The 19,754-nt window shown below is 61.2% G+C and carries 16 protein-coding genes; 9 read left to right on the forward strand and 7 right to left on the reverse strand.

Translation table 11 applies throughout. From position 1 onward, the window contains the following. The first annotated feature begins 83 nt into the window (after positions 1-83). The 3 genes from VM99_24895 (at position 84) to VM99_24905 (ending at position 2,986) form a co-directional block, all read left to right on the forward strand. On the forward strand, positions 84-302 hold the full coding sequence (locus VM99_24895) for a hypothetical protein (protein ID AKK01139.1): 219 nt from the start codon (positions 84-86) through the stop codon (positions 300-302). A 547-nt stretch (positions 303-849) separates the two neighbouring features. Then, positions 850-2,508: a sulfite reductase gene (locus VM99_24900; protein ID AKK01140.1), complete on the forward strand. Its 1,659-nt coding sequence runs from the start codon at positions 850-852 to the stop codon at positions 2,506-2,508. Continuing rightward, positions 2,492-2,986, forward strand: coding sequence for an oxidoreductase (locus VM99_24905; GenBank protein AKK01141.1), 495 nt, complete (start codon positions 2,492-2,494; stop codon positions 2,984-2,986). Before VM99_24900 ends, VM99_24905 begins: the two co-directional genes overlap by 17 nt. A 208-nt stretch (positions 2,987-3,194) precedes the next feature. Here VM99_24905 and VM99_24910 read toward each other — a convergent pair whose 3' ends face one another. Then, positions 3,195-4,226 carry a peptidase gene (locus tag VM99_24910; GenBank protein ID AKK01142.1) on the reverse strand — a complete coding sequence of 344 codons (1,032 nt, stop codon included), beginning with the start codon at positions 4,224-4,226 and terminating at the stop codon, positions 3,195-3,197. Positions 4,227-4,452: 226 nt separating this feature from the next. Here VM99_24910 and VM99_24915 point away from each other — a divergent pair, with 226 nt between their 5' ends. From VM99_24915 to VM99_24930, 4 genes are all read left to right on the forward strand, one after another. Beyond that, positions 4,453-5,163 (forward strand): phosphoglycerate mutase, encoded by a 711-nt coding sequence (locus VM99_24915; protein ID AKK01143.1) that lies wholly within the window; start codon positions 4,453-4,455, stop codon positions 5,161-5,163. A gap of 51 nt (positions 5,164-5,214) precedes the next feature. Further along, positions 5,215-5,529, forward strand: a complete 315-nt coding sequence (locus VM99_24920) for an SCP-2 family sterol carrier protein (GenBank protein ID AKK01144.1) — start codon at positions 5,215-5,217, stop codon at positions 5,527-5,529. A gap of 217 nt (positions 5,530-5,746) precedes the next feature. Beyond that, positions 5,747-7,465 (forward strand): formyl transferase, encoded by a 1,719-nt coding sequence (locus tag VM99_24925; protein AKK01145.1) that lies wholly within the window; start codon positions 5,747-5,749, stop codon positions 7,463-7,465. A 63-nt stretch (positions 7,466-7,528) separates the two neighbouring features. Further along, a complete protein-coding gene (locus VM99_24930; GenBank protein ID AKK01146.1) occupies positions 7,529-8,392 on the forward strand; it encodes a LysR family transcriptional regulator in 864 nt (287 codons plus the stop codon). A 124-nt stretch (positions 8,393-8,516) separates the two neighbouring features. Here VM99_24930 and VM99_24935 read toward each other — a convergent pair whose 3' ends face one another. Next, positions 8,517-8,756 carry a hypothetical protein gene (locus VM99_24935; GenBank protein ID AKK01147.1) on the reverse strand — a complete coding sequence of 80 codons (240 nt, stop codon included), beginning with the start codon at positions 8,754-8,756 and terminating at the stop codon, positions 8,517-8,519. A gap of 219 nt (positions 8,757-8,975) precedes the next feature. On the opposite strand from VM99_24935, the gene VM99_24940 reads away from it, so the two are divergent. Then, positions 8,976-9,497, forward strand: coding sequence for a membrane protein (locus VM99_24940; GenBank protein AKK01148.1), 522 nt, complete (start codon positions 8,976-8,978; stop codon positions 9,495-9,497). A gap of 198 nt (positions 9,498-9,695) precedes the next feature. On the opposite strand, the gene VM99_24945 is transcribed toward VM99_24940, so the two are convergent. Beyond that, positions 9,696-10,619: a hypothetical protein gene (locus tag VM99_24945; GenBank protein ID AKK01149.1), complete on the reverse strand. Its 924-nt coding sequence runs from the start codon at positions 10,617-10,619 to the stop codon at positions 9,696-9,698. Positions 10,620-11,064: 445 nt separating this feature from the next. On the opposite strand from VM99_24945, the gene VM99_24950 reads away from it, so the two are divergent. Continuing rightward, a complete protein-coding gene (locus VM99_24950; GenBank protein ID AKK01150.1) occupies positions 11,065-12,225 on the forward strand; it encodes a phenylalanyl-tRNA synthetase subunit alpha in 1,161 nt (386 codons plus the stop codon). A 288-nt stretch (positions 12,226-12,513) separates the two neighbouring features. Here VM99_24950 and VM99_24955 read toward each other — a convergent pair whose 3' ends face one another. The 4 genes from VM99_24955 to VM99_24970 all read right to left on the reverse strand — a co-directional run bounded on the left by VM99_24955 (position 12,514) and on the right by VM99_24970 (position 19,754). Further along, a complete protein-coding gene (locus VM99_24955; protein ID AKK01151.1) occupies positions 12,514-12,780 on the reverse strand; it encodes a hypothetical protein in 267 nt (88 codons plus the stop codon). Positions 12,781-12,873: 93 nt separating this feature from the next. Continuing rightward, the gene (locus VM99_24960) at positions 12,874-14,985 is read right to left on the reverse strand and encodes a histidine kinase (protein ID AKK01152.1); all 2,112 of its coding nucleotides are present in this window, start codon (positions 14,983-14,985) and stop codon (positions 12,874-12,876) included. Positions 14,986-15,261: 276 nt separating this feature from the next. Further along, positions 15,262-18,339 (reverse strand): DNA polymerase, encoded by a 3,078-nt coding sequence (dnaE2, locus tag VM99_24965; GenBank protein AKK01153.1) that lies wholly within the window; start codon positions 18,337-18,339, stop codon positions 15,262-15,264. Next, complete coding sequence (locus VM99_24970) at positions 18,336-19,754, reverse strand: DNA repair nucleotidyltransferase (GenBank protein ID AKK01154.1); 1,419 nt, start codon at positions 19,752-19,754, stop codon at positions 18,336-18,338. Before VM99_24970 ends, dnaE2 begins: the two co-directional genes overlap by 4 nt.

The raw sequence follows: 19,754 nt of genomic DNA on the forward strand, positions 1-19,754 counted from the left end.
GGGATCACGGTCGGCAACGGCCGTGATCCTTTTTTCCACGGGTTGTCTATGCTTGTCCCAGACCCATGGCAGACGAGGGATTTATGGACGATCCAGTCGACAACAAGCCGCCGACCCTGCTGCAGATGATGCACAGCGTGCTGGCCGCCGCTTTCGGCGTGCAAAGCGGCAAGAACCGCGCCCGTGATTTCACCCACGGCAAACCGAGTCACTTCGTGATACTGGGCATCGCCTTCACGGTGATCTTCGCCCTGACGCTGTTCGGAATCGTCAAGCTGGTGGTGCACCTGGCGGGGTTGTAGCAAATCCCCCAGCAACCACACCCTTCTGTGGGAGCGGGCTTGCTCGCGAATGCGGTGATTCAGTCAATATGAATGTTGGCTGACACACCGCATTTCGCGAGCAAGCCCGCTCCCACAGGTTTTTCATCGCATAGTCGATCGATTACTGATGGCTGACCCAGAAAACCGCGGTGCCCACCACCAGGATAATCAGGAACAGAATGGCCCAGGCATCGACAGTACTGTCGCTTTTCCTTGCTTTGGTCGGATTGCTCATTGCATCGCCTCTTGTCGGTTTTTTAGGTGATTGCAGAAAGACTCGACCACAGTTAAGACGATGATTGCCCATACGACAAATGTGGGTTACGCGCCGATAGATCTCATTAGGCCATTTGGTTCTTTACATATACTCAAACATCACTTTTGCGCATAACTCAAAACAGGTATCTTGCACCGGCTCCTTTAGGAGTGCGCGGCCGTGCGCGCAGAATTGCCGAGGCAGAACCCGATTCCAGCGAGCCAACACGCAGCTGTTTCTGATCGGCCCAAGCCTGAGACCGAGACTTATATGTACGTATATGACGAGTACGATCAGCGGATCATCGAGGACCGCGTCAAGCAGTTCCGTGATCAGACCCGACGCTATCTGGCAGGCGAGCTGAGCGAAGAAGAATTCCGCCCTCTGCGCCTGCAGAATGGCCTGTATATCCAGCGGTTCGCCCCGATGCTGCGTGTGGCCGTGCCTTATGGCCAACTGACCTCGCGTCAGGTGCGCAAGCTGGCCCAGATCGCCCGCGACTACGACAAGGGCTATGCCCATATCAGTACCCGGCAGAATGTCCAGTACAACTGGCCAGCCCTGGAAGACGTGCCTGAGATCCTGGCCGAACTGGCGACCGTGCAGATGCACGCGATCCAGACCAGCGGCAACTGCCTGCGCAACGTCACCACCGACCAGTTCGCCGGCGTCGCCGCCGATGAGCTGATCGACCCGCGCCCATGGTGCGAAATCGTCCGCCAGTGGACCACCTTCCACCCGGAATTCGCCTACCTGCCGCGCAAGTTCAAGATTGCCATCAACGGCTCGTCCTCGGACCGCGCCGCCATCGAAGTCCACGACATCGGCCTGGAAACGGTCTACAACGCCGCCGGCGAACTGGGCTTCCGGGTGCTGGTGGGCGGTGGCCTCGGGCGTACGCCAGTGGTCGGTGCGTTCATCAACGAGTTCCTGCCGTGGCAGGACCTCTTGAGCTACCTGGACGCCATCCTGCGGGTGTACAACCGCTACGGTCGTCGGGACAACAAGTACAAGGCGCGGATCAAGATCCTGGTCAAGGCCCTCACGCCTGAAGTGTTCGCCGAGAAGGTCGAAGCCGAGATGGCGCACCTGCGCGGCGGCCAGACCACCCTGACCGAAGCCGAAGTCCATCGCGTCGCCAAGCACTTCGTCGATCCGCAGTACAAGGCCCTGGGCAACCAGGATGCCGAGTTCGCCGCCCTCGACAAGGAACACCCAGGATTCGCCCGCTGGCGCAGCCGCAACACCCTGGCCCACAAGAAGCCAGGTTACGTCGCGGTGACGCTGTCGCTGAAACCGACCGGCGTCGCGCCGGGCGATATCACCGACAAGCAGCTCGATGCCGTGGCCGACCTGGCCGAGCGCTACAGCTTCGGTCAACTGCGCACCTCCCACGAGCAGAACATCATCCTGGCGGACGTTGAACAGACTCAACTGTTCACCCTCTGGGGCGAGCTGCGCGAACAAGGTTTCGCCACGCCGAACATCGGCCTGCTGACCGACATCATCTGCTGCCCGGGCGGCGACTTCTGCTCGCTGGCCAACGCCAAGTCGATCCCGATCGCCGAATCGATCCAGCGTCGTTTTGATGACCTGGACTACCTGTTCGACATCGGCGAGCTGGACCTGAACATTTCCGGTTGCATGAACGCGTGCGGTCACCACCACGTCGGCCACATCGGCATCCTCGGCGTGGACAAGAAAGGCGAAGAGTTCTACCAGGTCTCCCTGGGCGGCAGCGGTAGCCGCGACGCCAGCCTGGGCAAGATCCTCGGCCCGTCCTTTGCCCAGGACGACATGCCTGACGTGATCGAGAAGCTGATCGACGTGTACGTTGAACAACGGACCGAAGACGAGCGCTTCATCGACACTTACCAACGTATTGGCATCGACCTCTTCAAGGAACGCGTCTATGCAGCGAATCATTAAGAACAACGAGGTCATCGACGAAACCTGGCACCTGCTGCCCAAGGACGCGACCCTCGACGGTATCTCCAACTGCGACGACCTGATCGTGCCACTGGCCCTGTGGCGCGACCATGCGCATGCCCTCAAGGCCCGCGACGGCGGCCTGGGTGTCTGGCTGGATGCCGACGAAGAAGCGGAAGAGATCGGTGATGACGCCAATCAGTTGCAAGTCATTGCGCTGAATTTCCCGGCGTTCACCGACGGCCGTAGCTACTCTAACGCCCGCCTGCTGCGTGACCGCTATGGTTTCAGGGGCGAGCTGCGGGCGATTGGCGACGTGCTGCGTGACCAGTTGTTCTACATGCGCCGCTGCGGCTTCGACGCCTTCGCCCTGCGCGCCGACAAGGACCCGTACGAAGCCCTTGAAAGCCTCAAGGACTTCTCGGTGACCTACCAGGCCGCCACTGACGAACCGCTGCCGCTGTTTCGTCGTCGCTGAGCCTCAAGCAATAAAAAAGCCCTGGACCGGGTGACTGGTCCAGGGCTTTTTCATGGGTGGACGAGGCTCTTCAAACCACCTCGCTCCCTGTGGGAGCGGGCTTGCTCGCGAATGCTGTCAGCACAAGCAAAATGGATGTCGACTGACCCACCGCTTTCGCGGGCAAGCCCGCTCCCACATGGGTAGTGGCGAGAGCGGGCTTGGTGGATTACCAGAACCGCTGCTGGGTCAAACGACTCCACCAGCTCAACAGCACCCGGTCCACCGACCCGCTGGCCGCCATGCCGATGCGTTCCTGCAGGCTTTTGCGCTCGGCGTAGTGCAGGTGGTAAAGCTCGGCGCCCTTGGCCCGTTCGGCCAGGTATTCGTCGCTGGTCTTCAGCTCGTCCACCAGGCCTTTGCCCAGGGCCGCGACGCCCAGCCAGACTTCGCCGGTCGCCACTTCGTCGATGGCCAGTTGCGGACGGTAGTTGGAGACGAAGTTCTTGAACAGCTCATGGGTGATGTCCAGGTCTTCCTGGAACTTCTCCCGACCCTTCTCGGTGTTTTCGCCGAACACCGTCAAGGTGCGCTTGTATTCGCCAGCGGTCAGCACCTCGAAATCGATGTCATGTTTCTTCAGCAGGCGGTTGACGTTGGGCAACTGGGCGACGACGCCGATGGACCCCAGGATGGCGAAAGGCGCGCTGATGATCTTCTCGCCGATGCAGGCCATCATGTAGCCGCCGCTGGCCGCCACCTTATCGATGCAGACTGTCAACGGCACGCCGGCCTGACGGATCCGCGCCAGTTGCGACGAGGCCAGGCCGTAGCTGTGGACCATGCCACCGCCGCTTTCCAGCCGCAGCACCACTTCGTCCTTCGGCGTGGCCAGGGTCAGCAGCGCGGTGATTTCATGGCGCAGGCTCTCGGTGGCCGACGCCTTGATGTCGCCGTCGAAATCCAGCACGAACACCCGGGACTTGGGCGCCGGCTTGGCCTTCTGCTTTTTCTGCGCTTTTTCAGTCTTGCCTTCGGTCTTGCGCAGGGCCTTTAGCTGGTCCTTGTCCAGCAGCGTCTGTTCCAGGCGCTCGCGCAGCCCCTTGTAGAAATCGTTGAGCTTGCTCACCTGCAACTGGCCAACCGACTTGCGCCGCCCCTTGCTGCGCAGCGCCGCAAAACTGGCCAGCACCACCAGGATGGCGATCACCAGCGTCACGGTCTTGGCCAGGAACCCGGCGTACTCGATGAAAAACTCCACAGCGACTCCTTAAATGCAATGCGCCACTGAACGCAGGCGCGTAACGCCTCCAGCATACCCATGCGCCTGCGCCGCGGCCAGCCAAGAAACCTATGGTTACCTTCGTCCGAGCGAGGCCGAACAAGGCTCCAACGGACATTTCAAACAAGCGTATGTTTTTTCATTGACAGCTCACCGTCATCCTCATAACCTCGCCAAACCTTCAACGTACCGGGATGACGCGGACGTGGGCAGCATCTATCTGATTCGACATGGCCAGGCCTCCTTCGGTGCGGACGACTACGATGTCCTTTCGCCCAACGGTGTGCGCCAAGCCCAAGTGCTGGGTAATCACCTGGCAGAACTGGGTGTCGTGTTCGATCGCTGCCTCTCGGGAGACCTGCGTCGCCAGCAGGACACCGCCTCCGGTGCCCTGGGCCAGATGAGCGCCGCCGGGCTGCCGGTTCCCGTGCTGGAAATCGACGCAGCCTTCAACGAATTCGACGCCGATGCGGTCATCCGCGCGCTGTTGCCGAACATGCTCACACAGGAGCCCGAGGCGCTGGATGTCCTGCGCAACGCCGCGCAGAACCGTGCCGAGTTCCAACGCATCTTCGCGCTGATCATCGAACGCTGGCTCGAAGGGCGATATGACCCGCCCGGCCTGGAAAGCTGGCTGGGTTTCGTCGAGCGGGTCCAGGGCGGCCTGCAGCGGATCCTCGAACAGGCCGACAACCGCCAGAAAATCGCCGTGTTCACGTCCGGCGGCACCATCACCGCCCTGCTCCACCTGATCACCCGGATTCCCGCCCGACAGGCCTTCGAACTGAATTGGCAAATCGTCAACACCTCGCTCAACCAGCTTAAATTCAGGGGGCGCGAGGTGGCCCTGGCGTCCTTCAACAGTCACGCCCACCTGCAACTGCTGAAGGCCCCGGACCTCATCACCTTCCGCTGAGGCCGAATTACCCAAGACCCTTGCTGTACAACCCAAATAAGGATCGACACCATGACCTCCGTAGCCGACGCCGTACAAGCCATGAAAGCCAAGTTCAACCCAGCCGCCGCTGCCGGCCTGGACCTGGTCTTCGGTTTCCGCATTGACGATGACAAGCACTTCTCGCTGATCGTCAAGGACAGCACCTGCGAGCTGCAGGAAGGTGAGAACCCGGACGCCCAGGTGACCCTGGTGATGGACGGCGAAACCCTGGAAGGCATCGTCGACGGCAGCACCGATGGCATGCAAGCGTTCATGGCCGGCAAGCTGCGCGCCGAAGGCGACATGATGCTGGCGATGAAACTGTCCGAGCTGTTCCCAGGCTAAGACCAGGCCCGCGCGCAACACGCGCCTGCTGCCTGCAAACGAATCCCGCCCCCATGGCGGGATTCGTGTTTCTGCGCGCCCCTCAACGCCTCTCGGCGCACGCAACCTTGACCCCTGTCAGCTTCGCCCCCTCCTTCAACCGCTAACGTAGCGCCTCCATCAGCCAGGGACGGCTCATCGGGAGCCTGTGCCTGCATCTCTCAAGGAAGGGAATTTCATGTCTGCACTGAAGATCATTCTGCTGTCGACCGCGTTCAATGGCCTGACCCAGCGCGTCTGGCTGGACCTGCGCGAAGCCGGCTATCGCCCCAGCGTCGTACTGTTCACCGACCCGGACTCGGTCTGCCAGCAAATCGAAGACAGCGGCGCCGACCTGGTGATCTGCCCGTTTCTCAAGGACCGCGTTCCCCAACGACTGTGGCGCAATCCGCGGCGGCCGGTGGTGATCATTCACCCCGGCATTGTCGGTGACCGCGGCGCCAGTGCCCTGGACTGGGCCCTCATGCGCCAACCCGAGCGCTGGGGCGTCACGGCGCTGCAGGCCGTCGAGGAGATGGACGCCGGACCGGTCTGGGCCACGTGCGAATTCCACCTGCCCGAAGGCCTGCGCAAATCCGAGCTGTATAACGGCCCGGTCAGCGATGCCGCGATCCAGTGTGTCCGCGAGGTCGTGCAGAAATACCTCAACGGTTTCACCCCGGTGCCATTGGACTACAGCCGCCGTGAAGTTGTCGGACGCCTGCAACCGAACATGACCCAGGACGATCGCACCTTCAGCTGGCACGACAACAGCGCGTTCATCAAGCGTTGCATCGACGCCGCCGACGGCCAGCCGGGCGTGCTGGCAAGCCTGGCCGGCGGCCAGTTTTATGTGTACGACGCGCACCTGGATGTACGCCGCGGCGTGCCCGGAAACCTGTTGGCCGTGCGTGACGACGCAGTGCTGGTGGCGACAGGCGATGCCAGCCTGTGGATCGGATCCCTGCGCCTCAAGCCGCAGTCCGGCGAACAGACGTTCAAACGGCCAGCGCGCCATGTGCTGGCCCAACGGCTCGCGGGCGTTCCGGTACTCGACGGCTCACTGGCCCGGCAGCCGTTCAGCGACGAGCCTTACCAACCCATCCGTTACCGTGAATGCGGCCACGTGGGCGAACTGACATTCGAGTGCTACAACGGTGCGATGAGCACCGAGCAATGCCAGCGCCTTGTGGCGGCGTTGCGCTGGGCCAAGACGCGGGATACCGAGGTGTTGCTGATTCGCGGTGGCCGCGGCAGCTTCTGCAACGGTGTGCACCTGAACGTGATTCAAGCCGCCGCCGACCCCGGCCTGGAAGCCTGGGCCAACATCCAGGCCATCGACGACGTCTGCCTTGAACTGTTCAGCGCCCGGCAACTGGTGGTCAGCGGTTTGACCGGCAATGCCGGGGCCGGCGGCGTGATGCTGGCCCTGGCGGCGGATATCGTGCTGGCGCGGCGCGACATCGTGCTCAACCCCCACTACGCGACCATGGGCCTGTACGGCTCCGAATACTGGACCTACAGCCTGCCTCGGGCCGTTGGCCCGGACAGGGCCTACGCACTCACCCAGGACTGCCTGCCCGTCAGTGCCACCCAGGCCTTGCGCTACGGCATGGTCCAGGAGATCGGCCCGCGCTGTCCCGACGAGTTCGGCCTATGGCTGCTGCAACGGGCCAACAGCGCCCTGCTCGATCCGGCCTACGAAAGCCTGCGGGTCCGCAAGGCCGAGCGAAGCCTGTCGGCGATCCAGGCCTGCCGCGACGGCGAGCTGGCACAGATGCGTCGCGACATGGTGGACAACCGCCACGGCTTTGCCGAGAAGTGCCATCGTTTTGTGTTCAAGCACCGCGCCTGCCGCACGCCGCAACGCCTGGTGGCGCCCTGGGCGCGAGCCGAACGGGTCCAACCCGTCCAATGATTCGCGGTATCGGGCAAGCGTGGCAGCTCTTACAATGCCCGCTTCCCCTGTACCGGCCTGAACATGGACATCGACCTCGCCCGCACTTTCCTGGAAATTGTCCGCCACGGCAGCCTCGCTGCCGCGGCTGAGAAACTGCACGTCACCCAGACGGCAATCACCGCCCGGGTGCAGAAACTCGAAAGCCAGCTCGGTTGCGCGCTGTTCGTGCGCAATCGCGCCGGCGCGCGGCTGACCGCCGACGGCGAAGCGTTCGTGGTCTACGCCAACCAGCTCGTGCAAACCTGGGAAGCGGCCCGGCGAGACCTGCCCTTGCCCGAAGGCTATCGCAACGTCCTGCACCTGGGTGGCGAGGTCAGTCTGTGCAACCCGTTGATGCTCGCCTGGGCCGGTGCATTGCGCCAGAAGATCCCCGGACATGCCCTGCGCATGGACATCCGCGATGGCGAGAAGCTGCTGCAACAGCTGGAGCTGGGCCTGTTGGACGCGGCGGTGGTGTACCAGCCCGAATACTGGCCACGGTTGCAGGTGGAGCAACTGCTGGAAGAAAAACTGATCATGGTGCGTTTGGCGGCACGCCCCGAGCCCTATGTCTACATCGATTGGTGCGCCGACTTCCGCCGCCAGCACGACACGGCGCTCCCCGACAAAGCCAAGGCTGCCGTGACCTTCAACCTCGGCCCCCTGGCCTTGCAGTACATCCTGGAGCATGGTGGCAGCGCTTACTTCCGCACCCGGGTCGTGCAGAGTTACCTGGACAGCGGCATCCTGGAACGGGTGCCCAAAGCGCCTGAATTCAATTACCCGACTTACCTCGTCTATTCCCGGGACAGGGATTCAGCCGCGTTGCAACAGGCGTTCGAGGTGCTGCGAGAAATTGTCAGGGCCGGCAGCGATTGGTCGCAGCGTTGGGATCCGCTGAGCTGAAGGGGTTGTGTGGGGGGCCGCTCCGCAGCCCAGCGGGAGCAAGCTCCCTCGCCACGACGGTTCGGGCGGCAGACCGCTCCAATAGGAGGGCCCCTGCAAACGCAGGGGCCTTCGGGGCCATCCGTCACTGCATCTGCAAGTGCTCGGCGATCTCGTCCTTGATCAACAAGCGTTTTTTCTTGAGCGTCTCCAGGGCGTCATCGGACAGGGCTGGGGAAGACGGCTTTTCGGCGTCGACCACCTCGGCATCAAGTTGGGAGTATTTGTGAAGTAACGAGTCGAGCCTTGGGTTCTCGCTGCGCTTTTGCTGGATGTGGTCTTTTGTGCAGTTGAGATCCTGGCACAAATCGTGAGACACCGGCATGGAACACCTCCTTTTTGGTGGGTCGGTGGCAGACGCTTTTTGCGGCGCCCGTCGATTATCAGGATGGCCTCCTCGACGGGGTTCTGTCGACCGCCTATCCGACCAGCGGTGACCGTTCGTCGTGCCGCTACGCTTTCCAGGCAAACCTTTATTCGCGCCCAGACCTCCATTGAACAGAGACGAAACAATCGTCCTATCACCCTCAACGGAGACTTACCTATGGACGGATTTACCCTGCGTCAACTCGGCCTGGCCATTGCCTTGAGCACCAGCATGGGCACTGCGTGGGCTGCCACTTCCAACGACTTCGTCGACAACGCGGCGGCCGGTGGTATCGCAGAAATCGAAACCAGCAAACTGGCCCTGGAAAAAAGCGCCTCGGCGGACGTGAAAGAATTCGCCAACAAGATGATCACCGATCACACCAAGGCCAACCAGGAACTGATGGCCCTGGCGAAAAAACACGACATTGAAGTGCCGGATGAAACCACGCTGGTGAAAAAGGCCAAGGCCAAGATCCTCGACATGCGTGATGAATCCTTCGACGCGGCCTACGCCAACAACCAGGTGAAAGCCCACGAAGAAACCATCGCCCTGTTCAAGAAAGAAGCCGAGACCGTGACGGACGACAAAAAGGCCGGCAACACCGAACTCAAGGCATTTGCGCAGAAAATGCTGCCGGACCTGCAACACCATCTGGATGCCGCCAAGAAGCTCCAGGCGGCGCATCCTAGTAAGTAATACAAAGCCGGGCTTGCTCTCAGCAATGACCGCTAAGCCTTGCAGGCCTATGCCTGCAAGGCTTAGTGATTGGTTCACTTATGAAAGCCGGCTTTGCGCGAACATTCTGAATAGGGTTGGCGCCTCTAATATCCCCTCATCTTATCGCTTGAACATTATTCTACTCTAGCTGATACCTGCGTTCGCGTTATTACTTCATCAAACAATAGGTGTGACGCTGACAGCAGGGCTGAGAAAGTCGATATGATAGCCGCTTGACCCATCTCCGATAGCCAAATGCACACCGTCTATACCTTCGTTCAACTGCGAGTTCATTTTGTAATCGATGAGTGGCTTTATTTCACTATTTACGCCAATTGCAAATTCGGTCAATCGAAGACCCCGAGCACCAGCAGCAACCGTCAATAATTCCATGTACTCCCTATTATCAACTCGCAAAGATTTAACTTCGTTATCAACAACAACCAATAAACCTCCCTTCTCAAAAATCTTATCGGATAGCAATCCAAGCCTCATCCCGATATCTTTGGGAAGTATCGGATTAGGTTTTCTCAGCACAGTCAAAACCCCCGAAACCTCCAACACTCCATTAAAAGAGAATGGGCAAGCCTCCTCAGGATTCATATGGGCATAATGAACCTCGAAAAATTCCGCAACAGAATGGATAAAATAACCAGAGACATCTTCCGCGATCAATGCGTACGGCTCCGCTTTAGGAGATAGAGCCATCTGTCCAGTGGAGCCGTCGCCGGTCAACAAAAACAAATAATTGGAATTAAGCATATTCAAAACCACCCGCTGCCTTTTTAAAGCTTCCTGAAAATCACTATTCAGAAGCAAACTCAAACTGTAATTTGCGCAGTGCAACGAGGGTTCGAAGACCTGAGTGGCGCAGAAAACGCTTCTCTTTTTCTGCGTAGACTGGGCAAGTGCCAACGTAAGCTTAGCGGCGCTATTACTAAAGGAGAAAATCACACTATTGAGAGGAAGCTGCTTCACTTCGTTTATATCCGCAGCGTTCAGCCCTCGCTGCGAGCATTCATCAAGAAAAGGTATTGAATCTGCGAGAACCCAGAACTCTTCATCGCCAAAAAGACTAGGAATACTTATTGTGGTTGACATAAAAAATTTCCTTTTATAAAAGGGTGGCCTGTCCATGCCACCCTCTCAGTCAGTAGCAATCAATCATCTATATAGGCCCAAGCCAGCGGTGCCCATCCAAAATTTTCAGGACCCGAAGTAATCCTGTTCAATTTTTCCTGATTAATTTTCTGCTTTTTCATATTTAATCCTCTTTTTTATTGGGCTCCCCTGCAGCGCAAAGGAGTAATTCATTAATTCAAATTTATTTTGTTTTTGGAATGCCTTTCCCAAATCTTTTTAGAATCAATAATTCTAATTTTACTGAACGAAAGACATAAACAGATATTTATGTAGGAACCATCTGTAATCATCTTCTGAAAATTCAAAAAATTACCTTCTTTTATTGTTTGACTGAGCTAAGGTTGATAGTTTTTTTACTGGCTACCCAAGCTTAATCAAACAATTCGAAAGGAGGACATTACTAATGAGCGATAGTAAAAAATACCTGACTGATGCCGCACTTCAGCAGGCCTTGTCCATTGCAGATCTGACCGAAACCCACTCCACCGCCCATGCGGTCCGGTTGATCATGAACGAGGTACTCGAAGGGTTGGCCCGCGCCGGTTGGCCACAAGCCCAGATACAGAGTGGTCCAAGGGTCGTATCTGCCGAAGAAAACTATGGCTTGCTCGGATATGACCCGACGGAAGTAACTTTAGGCAGCGCGCACACGCGTTGGGTGGATGAGCATTCGCTGTTGCGTACGCAAACCACCAGTCAGATTCCGATTGCGCTGAAGCATGCCGCTCAGAGCCGCAAGCCTGGAGCATTGATATTGCTGGCGGCTCCGGGGATCACTTTCCGTCGCGACAGTCGTGATCGTTGGCACTGCGCCGAGCCGCACCAGATGGATATATGGGTGGTGGGAGAGCCGGAACTCTCATCCCGTGAACATCTTCTGCGCCTGGTCGGCGATGTTCTCAATGCGGCGACTCCGGACAAGCCCTGGATCTATAGCGACAGCCCGCATCACTATACCGAAGGAGGTATCGAGGTGAATGTGATGAACGATGGCTCTGCTGTCGAAGTGCTGGAGTGTGGGCTTATCGCTACTTCATTGCTGCAACGACTGGGGATCGATCCTCAGCGCCACGGAGGTCTGGCGCTGGGAATGGGGTTGGACCGATTGGCCATGTTGCGCAAGGGAATCCCGGATATTCGCCTGCTGCGCGACCCTAATGAACGGGTCCAGGCCCAGATGCATGATTTACGACCATGGAATGCAGTGTCACGTCTACCTTCGATCAGCCGAGATATATCTGTGGCAGTGACGCCAGGGTTAAGTGAGGAGGTATTGACTGAAAAGATGCTACAGGCAGCCGGCGACTGCTCGGGATGGATCGAAGAGATGCAGGTCAAGGGCCGATGGATTTCGTCCGAGTTGCCGTCACAAGCCATTGAAAGACTCGGGCTGTTACCCGACCAGGAGAATATTCTACTGAGGGTTGTGTTACGTGACTGCTCGCGATCGATCACGACCGCCGAGGCCAATGCGTTGTATGAAAAAATCCAAGCAGCGTTACATGAAGGTGCACCGGGCGCGGGCTATAGAATGGAATTGTCGACACCGTCATCCATTCCATAAAACTCCACTCCACTGGAGGGCGACTTACGGGGTTCAAAAGTGCCGTTTAAGAAACGGGACTTTTTGTTGGCTAGCCACCATCCGTATCAATACAGGCATCCGTGCTTCACCGAGTTCGGGCCGGTTCGGGCTTGGCCTGAAACCGAGGCTGAAGGTGTTGTCGTTGTCTGGTGTTGGTTCTTCTGGTCGACGTCACTCGTCGCGCCCTGGACCTGGTCCGTGACGGCGCGGCGGGCCTTGTTCGAAGGCATTCCCACGCAAAGCGTGAGAACGCTCTTGTGCGAAAAACTAACCACCATCCGTATCAATATCGGCATCCGTGCTTTCGCCGGGTTCAGGCCGGTCCGGGTCTGGCTTGAAGCCGGGGCTGAAGGTGTTGTCGTTGTCTTGGTGATGGTTCTTCTGGTCGACTTCAGTCGCCGCGCTTTGGGCCTGGTCCGTGCCGGCAGGGCTGGCAGGTTGGGTGCCCGGGGGTGTCGGCTGGACCTGGGGGTCGATGGCCGGGTCGTTGCGCGGTTGGCCTTGTTGCTGGTTGTTTGCAGGATCGTCGTTCATAGCCACCTCATTCATGACAGGGCCGGTTGGTGACCGACCTTGCTTATTCGAAGGTGTGGCGACGGCTTCGGTTCCATTTGTTTGCCGGGACGTTCATTGGCCCAGCACCGACCTGACCATGGCGGTCAGCGCTTCGGGACCATAGGGTTTGCTCAACAAATGAGTGTCGGGACTCAATTGGTGGTTCTGGGAAATGATGTCGCGGGTGTGGCCCGAGGTGAACAACACCGGCACCGGCGGCACCTGCATTTTCGCCCAGGCCGCCAGGTCTGAACTCTTGATCAGGCCGGGCATGACCACGTCGCTGAAGATCAGGTCCACCGAGGCGCCGTCCAGCAGCAGTTTCATGGCCACGTCGGCGTTGGCGGCGGTCAGCGTGCGATAGCCGGACTGTTCCAGCAGTTCCACCGAGGCGCTACGCACCTCGTCGTTGTCCTCCACCACCAGGATCGTCTCCTGCTCGCCGGCCTGAAGCGGTTCGCGTGGGCGTTGCTCGTCGGTTTCCGGTTGGCAACTGCGGGGGAAGTACATGTGCGCTCGCGTACCTTTGCCCAGGTCGCTGGCAATTTCGATATGGCCGCCACTCTGTTTGACGAAACCGAACACCATGCTCAGCCCCAACCCCGTTCCCTGGCCTTCGGTCTTGGTGGTGAAGAACGGCTCGAACACCTGGTTCAGGATGTCCGGCGGCATGCCCGCGCCGCGGTCGATCACCGACAGTCGCACATACTCGCCCGGCGCAATGCCCTTGCCGGCGCAGGAGGCTTCGTCGAGCACGATGTTCTCGCCGACCATGCGGATGGTCCCCTCCCCGCCCATGGCATCGCGCGCATTGATCGCCAGGTTCAACAGGGCATTTTCCAGCTGGTTGCGGTCGACGTGGATGCACCATGGGGTCTCGGGCAAGGTCACTTCGATCAGGATGGTTTCGCCCAGGGCCCGTTGCAAGAGTTCGACCAGGCCGTCGTAGATGCGCCGTGGGTTGTAGACCGCCGGTGACAACGGCTGGCGCCGGGCGAAGGCCAGCAATTGCGTGGACAGCTTGGCGCCGCGCTCCACGGCTTCGATGCAGGCGCCGACCCGTCGTTGCACGTTGACGTTGTCCGCTTCATGGCGAGCCAGCAGGTGCAGGTTGCCGGCGATCACTTGCAGCAAGTTGTTGAAGTCATGGGCCACGCCGCCGGTGAGGCCACCAATGGATTCGAGCTTCTGCGACTGGCGCAACTGCTCTTCGGCGTTCAATCGCGCCTGCACTTCGTCAGCGACGCGCCGCTCCAGGTCGCGGGTGAACTTGAGCAGCGACGCTTCGGCGGTCTTGCGCTCGTTGATGTCGATCAGCACGCCGGGAAAACGCAGGGGCGTGCCCAGCTCGTCGAACTCGCACCGACCGCTGGCGAGCACCCAGAGGTAGTCACCGCTCAGGCGGCGGATTCGATATTCGGCGCTATACGGGATGCCAGTGCGCACGGTCAGTTCGACCCGCTGGTTCACTTCCTCGAGGTCGTCGGGGTGGATGCTCTGGCGGGCGATCTCGATGGGCAACGCGTCCAGTGGACAATCCGGCGGATAGTTGAAGCTACGGGCGAAGCGCTCGTCACCGGAGAGCCTGTCGGCCTGGATGTCCCAGACGAACGACCCCAGCAGCGGGCCGGCCGACAACGCCAACTGGATCCGCTCGTTGACGGCGCGGTAACTGCGCTCGGCTTCTTGCCGGGCCCGCTCGGTCAACACATGCTCGGTGGTTTCCACCACGACCGCCAAGACCCCTGCCGGCGCCTGGTCCTCACCGGGCACGGGGCTGTAATAGAGGTCCATCCAGACGTCTTCGGGCTTGCCATCGCGCAGCAGCACCAGTTCTTTGCTGCGATAGGACAAGGTGCCGCCGGCCAGGCAAACGTCCAGCACATGGCGGTTGAAATCGGCCACTTCCGGCCAGCCCAGCTCCACCGGGCAACCCAGCAGGTACGGGTGGCGGCCGCCGGCAAACTCGGCATAGGCATCGTTGTAGATCATGAAACCCTGGCGCCCCCACAACATCACCATCGGCAGGGGCGACGCGAGCAGCATCTGGACCGCGTTGCGCAGGCTCGCGGACCAGTGCTCGATAACGCCCAACTCGGTCTGGCGCCAATCGAACGCCCGGATGCGCCCGGCCATTTCACCGCCCCAACCGAGGCATCCGTGATTGTGGGATAAAAACTCCATGAGAAGACTGTGAACCTCAACAGGCTTGCTGGGAATCGGCATACCACGAGTCCCTTGTGCTCAGTGCTTCGAGCGCGGCGGCTGCGTTTGGTTTCATACTCGCCGATTCAGACGCTCACCGTGGCGAGGGAGCTCGCTCCCGCTGGGCTGCGTAGCAGCCCCAAAATCGGCGATCCTTCAGGCAGACCGCGCCAGGCTGTTGACGACGGCTGCACCGCCGAGCGGGTGCAAACTCCCTCGCCACAGCAGCGGCAACGGTTGGAGATGACAACCGCGTCAGCGAAAATCACGGCTTTGCACCTGGATGCCGGCCAGCAATTCGGTCAGGTCGCTCAGGCGTCCGGCAATCAGGTGGCGGACTTCGCCCACGCTTTCCCAGCGCCCATCGACCCGCAGCAGTTGCGAGCCCACCAGGGTCTTGCGTTGGCGTTCCGCCAGGTCACGCCAGACCACCACGTTGAGGTTGCCGAACTCATCTTCCAGGGTGACGAAGGTCACGCCGCTGGCCGTGCCCGGGCGTTGGCGGCCGGTGACCAGACCGGCAACGCTGACGTTGCGGCCATGTTCCACGTCCTGCAATTCCCGTGAGCTGCGGCACCGTCGGGCACGCAGCTCGGTGCGCAACAAGGCCAGCGGATGCGGCCCCAAGGTGGTGCCAAGCGTGGTGTAGTCGGCAAACAGGTTTTCCCCCAGGGTGGGTTTCGGCAAGCTCACGGGGGGTTCTTCCTGGCTGGGCAAACCGGCGAACAGGCCCAATTGTTTCTGCACGCCGGCGACGGCCCAGCGGGCGCGATGCCGGTCGCCCGCCAAGCCGTGCAAGGCGCCGGCATCGGCCAGTTGCGCCTGGGCCCGGGCATCGAGTTGCGCCCGTTCGCCCAAGTCGGCCACGTCAATGAAAGGCCGATGCCGGCGAGCCGTTTCGATGCGCCGGGCGTCCTCCTCGCGAAACCCCTTGACCAGGCGCAACCCCATGCGAATCGCCGGTTGCCGGCCTTCCATGGGTTCGAGGCTGCAATCCCAATCGCTGGCGCGCACATCCACCGGGCGGATCTGCAATTGATGCCGGCGGGCGTCCTGCAGAATCTGGTCCGGGCTGTAGAACCCCATGGGCCAGCTGTTGATCAGGGCGCAGGCGAATGCCGCCGGCTCGTGGCATTTGAGCCAACTGCTGACGTAGGTCAGCAAGGCGAAACTGGCGGCGTGGGATTCGGGAAAGCCGTAGTTGCCGAACCCCTTGATCTGCTCGAAGATCTGCGCGGCGAACTCAGGGGAATAGCCATTTTTTTCCATCCCCCGGGCCAGGCGAACCCGATGCGGCTCAAGCCCGCCGTGGCGCTTCCAGGCGGCCATGGAACGCCGCAACTGGTCGGCCTCGCCGGGGGTGTAGTCGGCCGCGACCACGGCAATCTGCATGACCTGTTCCTGGAACAACGGAATGCCCAGGGTCCGCCCTAGCACCGTCTCCAGCTCGGGCGAGGGGTACGTGACGGCTTCCTCGCCATTTCGCCGCTTCAGGTACGGGTGCACCATGCCGCCCTGGATCGGCCCCGGTCGCACAATCGCCACTTCGATCACCAGGTCGTAATATTTCCGTGGCTTGAGCCGGGGCAGCATCGCCATCTGCGCCCGTGATTCGATCTGGAACACACCGATGGTGTCCGCGCGGCTGATCATCGCGTAGGTCGCCGGATCGTCCTTGGGCAGCGATGACAACGTATGGCGCTGACCCCGGTAGTGTTCGATCAGGTCGAAGCATCGCCGGATCGCACTGAGCATGCCCAAGGCCAGGACATCCACCTTGAGCAGCCCGACCGCGTCCAGGTCGTCCTTGTCCCACTGGATGATGGTGCGCTCGGCCATGGCGGCGTTTTCCACCGGCACCAGGGTGTCCAGGGGTTGCTCGGAAATCACGAAGCCGCCGGGGTGCTGGGACAGGTGACGGGGGAAGCCGATCAGTTGCCGGGTCAGGCCGAGCAACCGGCGCAAGATCGGGCTGTCCGGGTCGAAGCCACCTTCGCGCAGGCGATCCACGGGCGGTGCCTCATCGCTCCAACGACCGCAGCAGTCGGCCAGCGCGTTGACCTGGTCGGGCGGCAGGCCCAGGGCCTTGGCGACGTCCCGCACCGCCCCGGCGCCGTGGTAGCTGCTGACCACCGCCGTCAACGCCGCGCGATGGCGACCGTAGCGCCGGAAGACGTATTGCAGGACTTCTTCACGCCGCTCATGTTCGAAATCCACGTCGATGTCCGGCGGTTCGTTGCGCTCGCGAGACAGGAACCGCTCGAACAACAGGTTGCTCTGGCTCGGGTCGATCTCGGTGATGCCCAAGGCGTAACACACCGCCGAGTTGGCCGCCGAGCCACGTCCCTGGCAGAGGATGCGTTGCTGCCGGGCAAAGCTGACGATGTCCTGCACGGTGAGGAAATAGCTGTCGTAGCCCAGCTCGGCAATCAACGCCAGCTCCCAGTCGATCTGTCGTCGAACCTTGTCACTGACCCCGTCAGGCCAACGCGTGCACATGCCGCGCTCGGTCAATTCCCGCAACCACGACGCCGGATCATGGCCCTCGGGCACCAACTCACGCGGGTATTGATAGCGCAACTGACCCAGGTCGAAGGTGCAACGCCGGGCGATCACCAGGGTTTCATCGAGCAACGCACGGGGGTAGAGATCGGCCAGGGCCTGGAGGCTGCGCAAGTGCCGCTCGCCGTTGGGGTGCAGGCGCTGGCCGGCCTCGGCGACCGTCACGTGGTGGCGGATGGCGGTCATGGTGTCCTGCAAGGCCCGACGGCCACGCACGTGCATGTGCACATCGCCCGTGGCGACGGCGCGAAGATGCATGCGATCGGCCAGCGCCAGCCAATCCGCCAGTCGACGCCGGTCGTCCTGCCCGCAATGCAACTGGACCGCCAGCCACAACCGCTCGGCGAAGATCGACTGAAGCCAGCGACCCTGTGCTTCGTCGTCTTTGCCGTCTGGCACCCATAGCGCCAATAGGCCCGGCCAGGGCTCGTCGAAGTCTTCGCGAACGACGCGATAGTGGCCCTTCTCGCTGCGCCGGCGAGCGCGGGTGATCAACCGGCACAAGGCCTGATAGCCCTCGAGGTTTTCCACCAGCAGCACCAGTTTGGGACCGTTTTCGACCTGGATCTCGCTGCCGACGATCAGCGGTAATTGCAGTTCCCTGGCCGCTTGCCAGGCCCGGACGATCCCGGCCAATGTGCATTCGTCGGTGATCGCCAGGGCCTGGTAGCCTTGCTCGCTGGCGCGCCTGCACAACTCCAGGGCACTGGAGGCACCCCGCTGGAAGCTGAAGTTCGACAGACAATGCAGCTCGGCATACCCAATGCTCATGCGAACCACCCCTGCAACCACAGCGGCCCACCCTCGCCCACCGGCCGATAGGCCCAGCCCCGTTGCCCGCTGCGGGTCTCGACCAGGTAGTAATCGCGACGCACATCGGCGCCGTCCCACCAGCCCGTCTCGATGCGTTCCGGGCCCATGAGGATCTGCGCCTGGCTGGGCGACAAGGCCTGGGGTTCACTGAGCAACCAGCCGGGGCGTTGCACGTCTTGCACCCGGCAAGCCTGTGGCCGAGGCTGGGCGCTCATCTGCCAGGCACATTCGGGGCGGTGATCATCGCGAAACCCCAGGCCCTGCACCGCTTCGTCCCCCAGCCGGGCCCGCAGGCGCTCGCGCAATTGCTCCCAGGGCAAGGACTGTTGCGGGCGCTCATCGAACAGCTCCAGGCGTTGGGGCACGAAGCTCGGCAGGTCTTCGGCGCACAAGCGAAAGCCGCGCACCGGGGCTTCGACCTGAACCTGTTCCAGGCGACCACGGGCCAGTTCGAACAGCATCGAAGGCTCCCGCTCGGCGCTGAGCAGGCCGACCTTGATCACCGTGTCCGGCAGTCCGGCGTGTTCCAGGTGCAGGTCAAAGCGCTGTACGCCACTGTCACGCCCGCACAGGAACGCCGACAGGTCACCGGTCAAGCGGCGCAACGGGAACAACAGCGCCTGGTGGGACTGGACGTCGTAGTTGAGCTCGATGCGCACATCGAAACGGTCCGGTGGCAGGTAGAACGACAGCGCCAGGGTGCGGCTGCCGGTGAGCGCATCGAGGTGCTTGAGCACCTGGGCTTCAAAGCGCCGCGCCAGGGTATGTCGGGGCAAGGCCTGAACCTGGCTCAAACGACGCAAGCCCATGCGTGACAACGCCGTGGCGACTTCGGCTTGCAGGCCGATCCGTTCCACCGGCATCTGCCCCAGGCACGCTTGCAGGGCCTCGTCATCGGGCACCACCAGGGCGTCGTAGGCATTGGCCAACACCCGCGCCGCCACCGGGTTCGGCGCGGCGACGATGCGATGGCGGAACCCCAGCGCCGCCAACTCAGCCCGCAACCGCGCCTCGAACACCGGCCAGGGACCGAACAGGCCGAGGCTCGACTCGATCTCGAACAGCACCGTGCGCGGGTAATGCACGCTGACCTGGGCGCTGAAACGGTAGGCCCAGGCAGCCAGAAATTGCTGCCAGTGTTCGATCTGCGCGGCGTCGTACTCGGCGGTGGCAAAGCCTTTGCTCAAGGCTTGGGCAGCGGTCATGGTCTGGCCCGGACGCAAGCCCAGAGCTCGCGCCGACGCATTCACCGCTTGCAGCACCCGCCGCTGAGCCGGGCCGGTCAGCAGCGCCAGCGGCTCGTCGGGATCGGGTCGCTGACGCAGCGCGGCATCCAGCGCCAATTGCGGAAAGAGAATACAAACCCAGCGCAT

The sequence above is a fragment of the Pseudomonas chlororaphis genome, from assembly GCA_001023535.1.
In the GTDB taxonomy this organism is placed as follows: Bacteria; Pseudomonadota; Gammaproteobacteria; order Pseudomonadales; family Pseudomonadaceae; genus Aquipseudomonas; species Aquipseudomonas chlororaphis_E.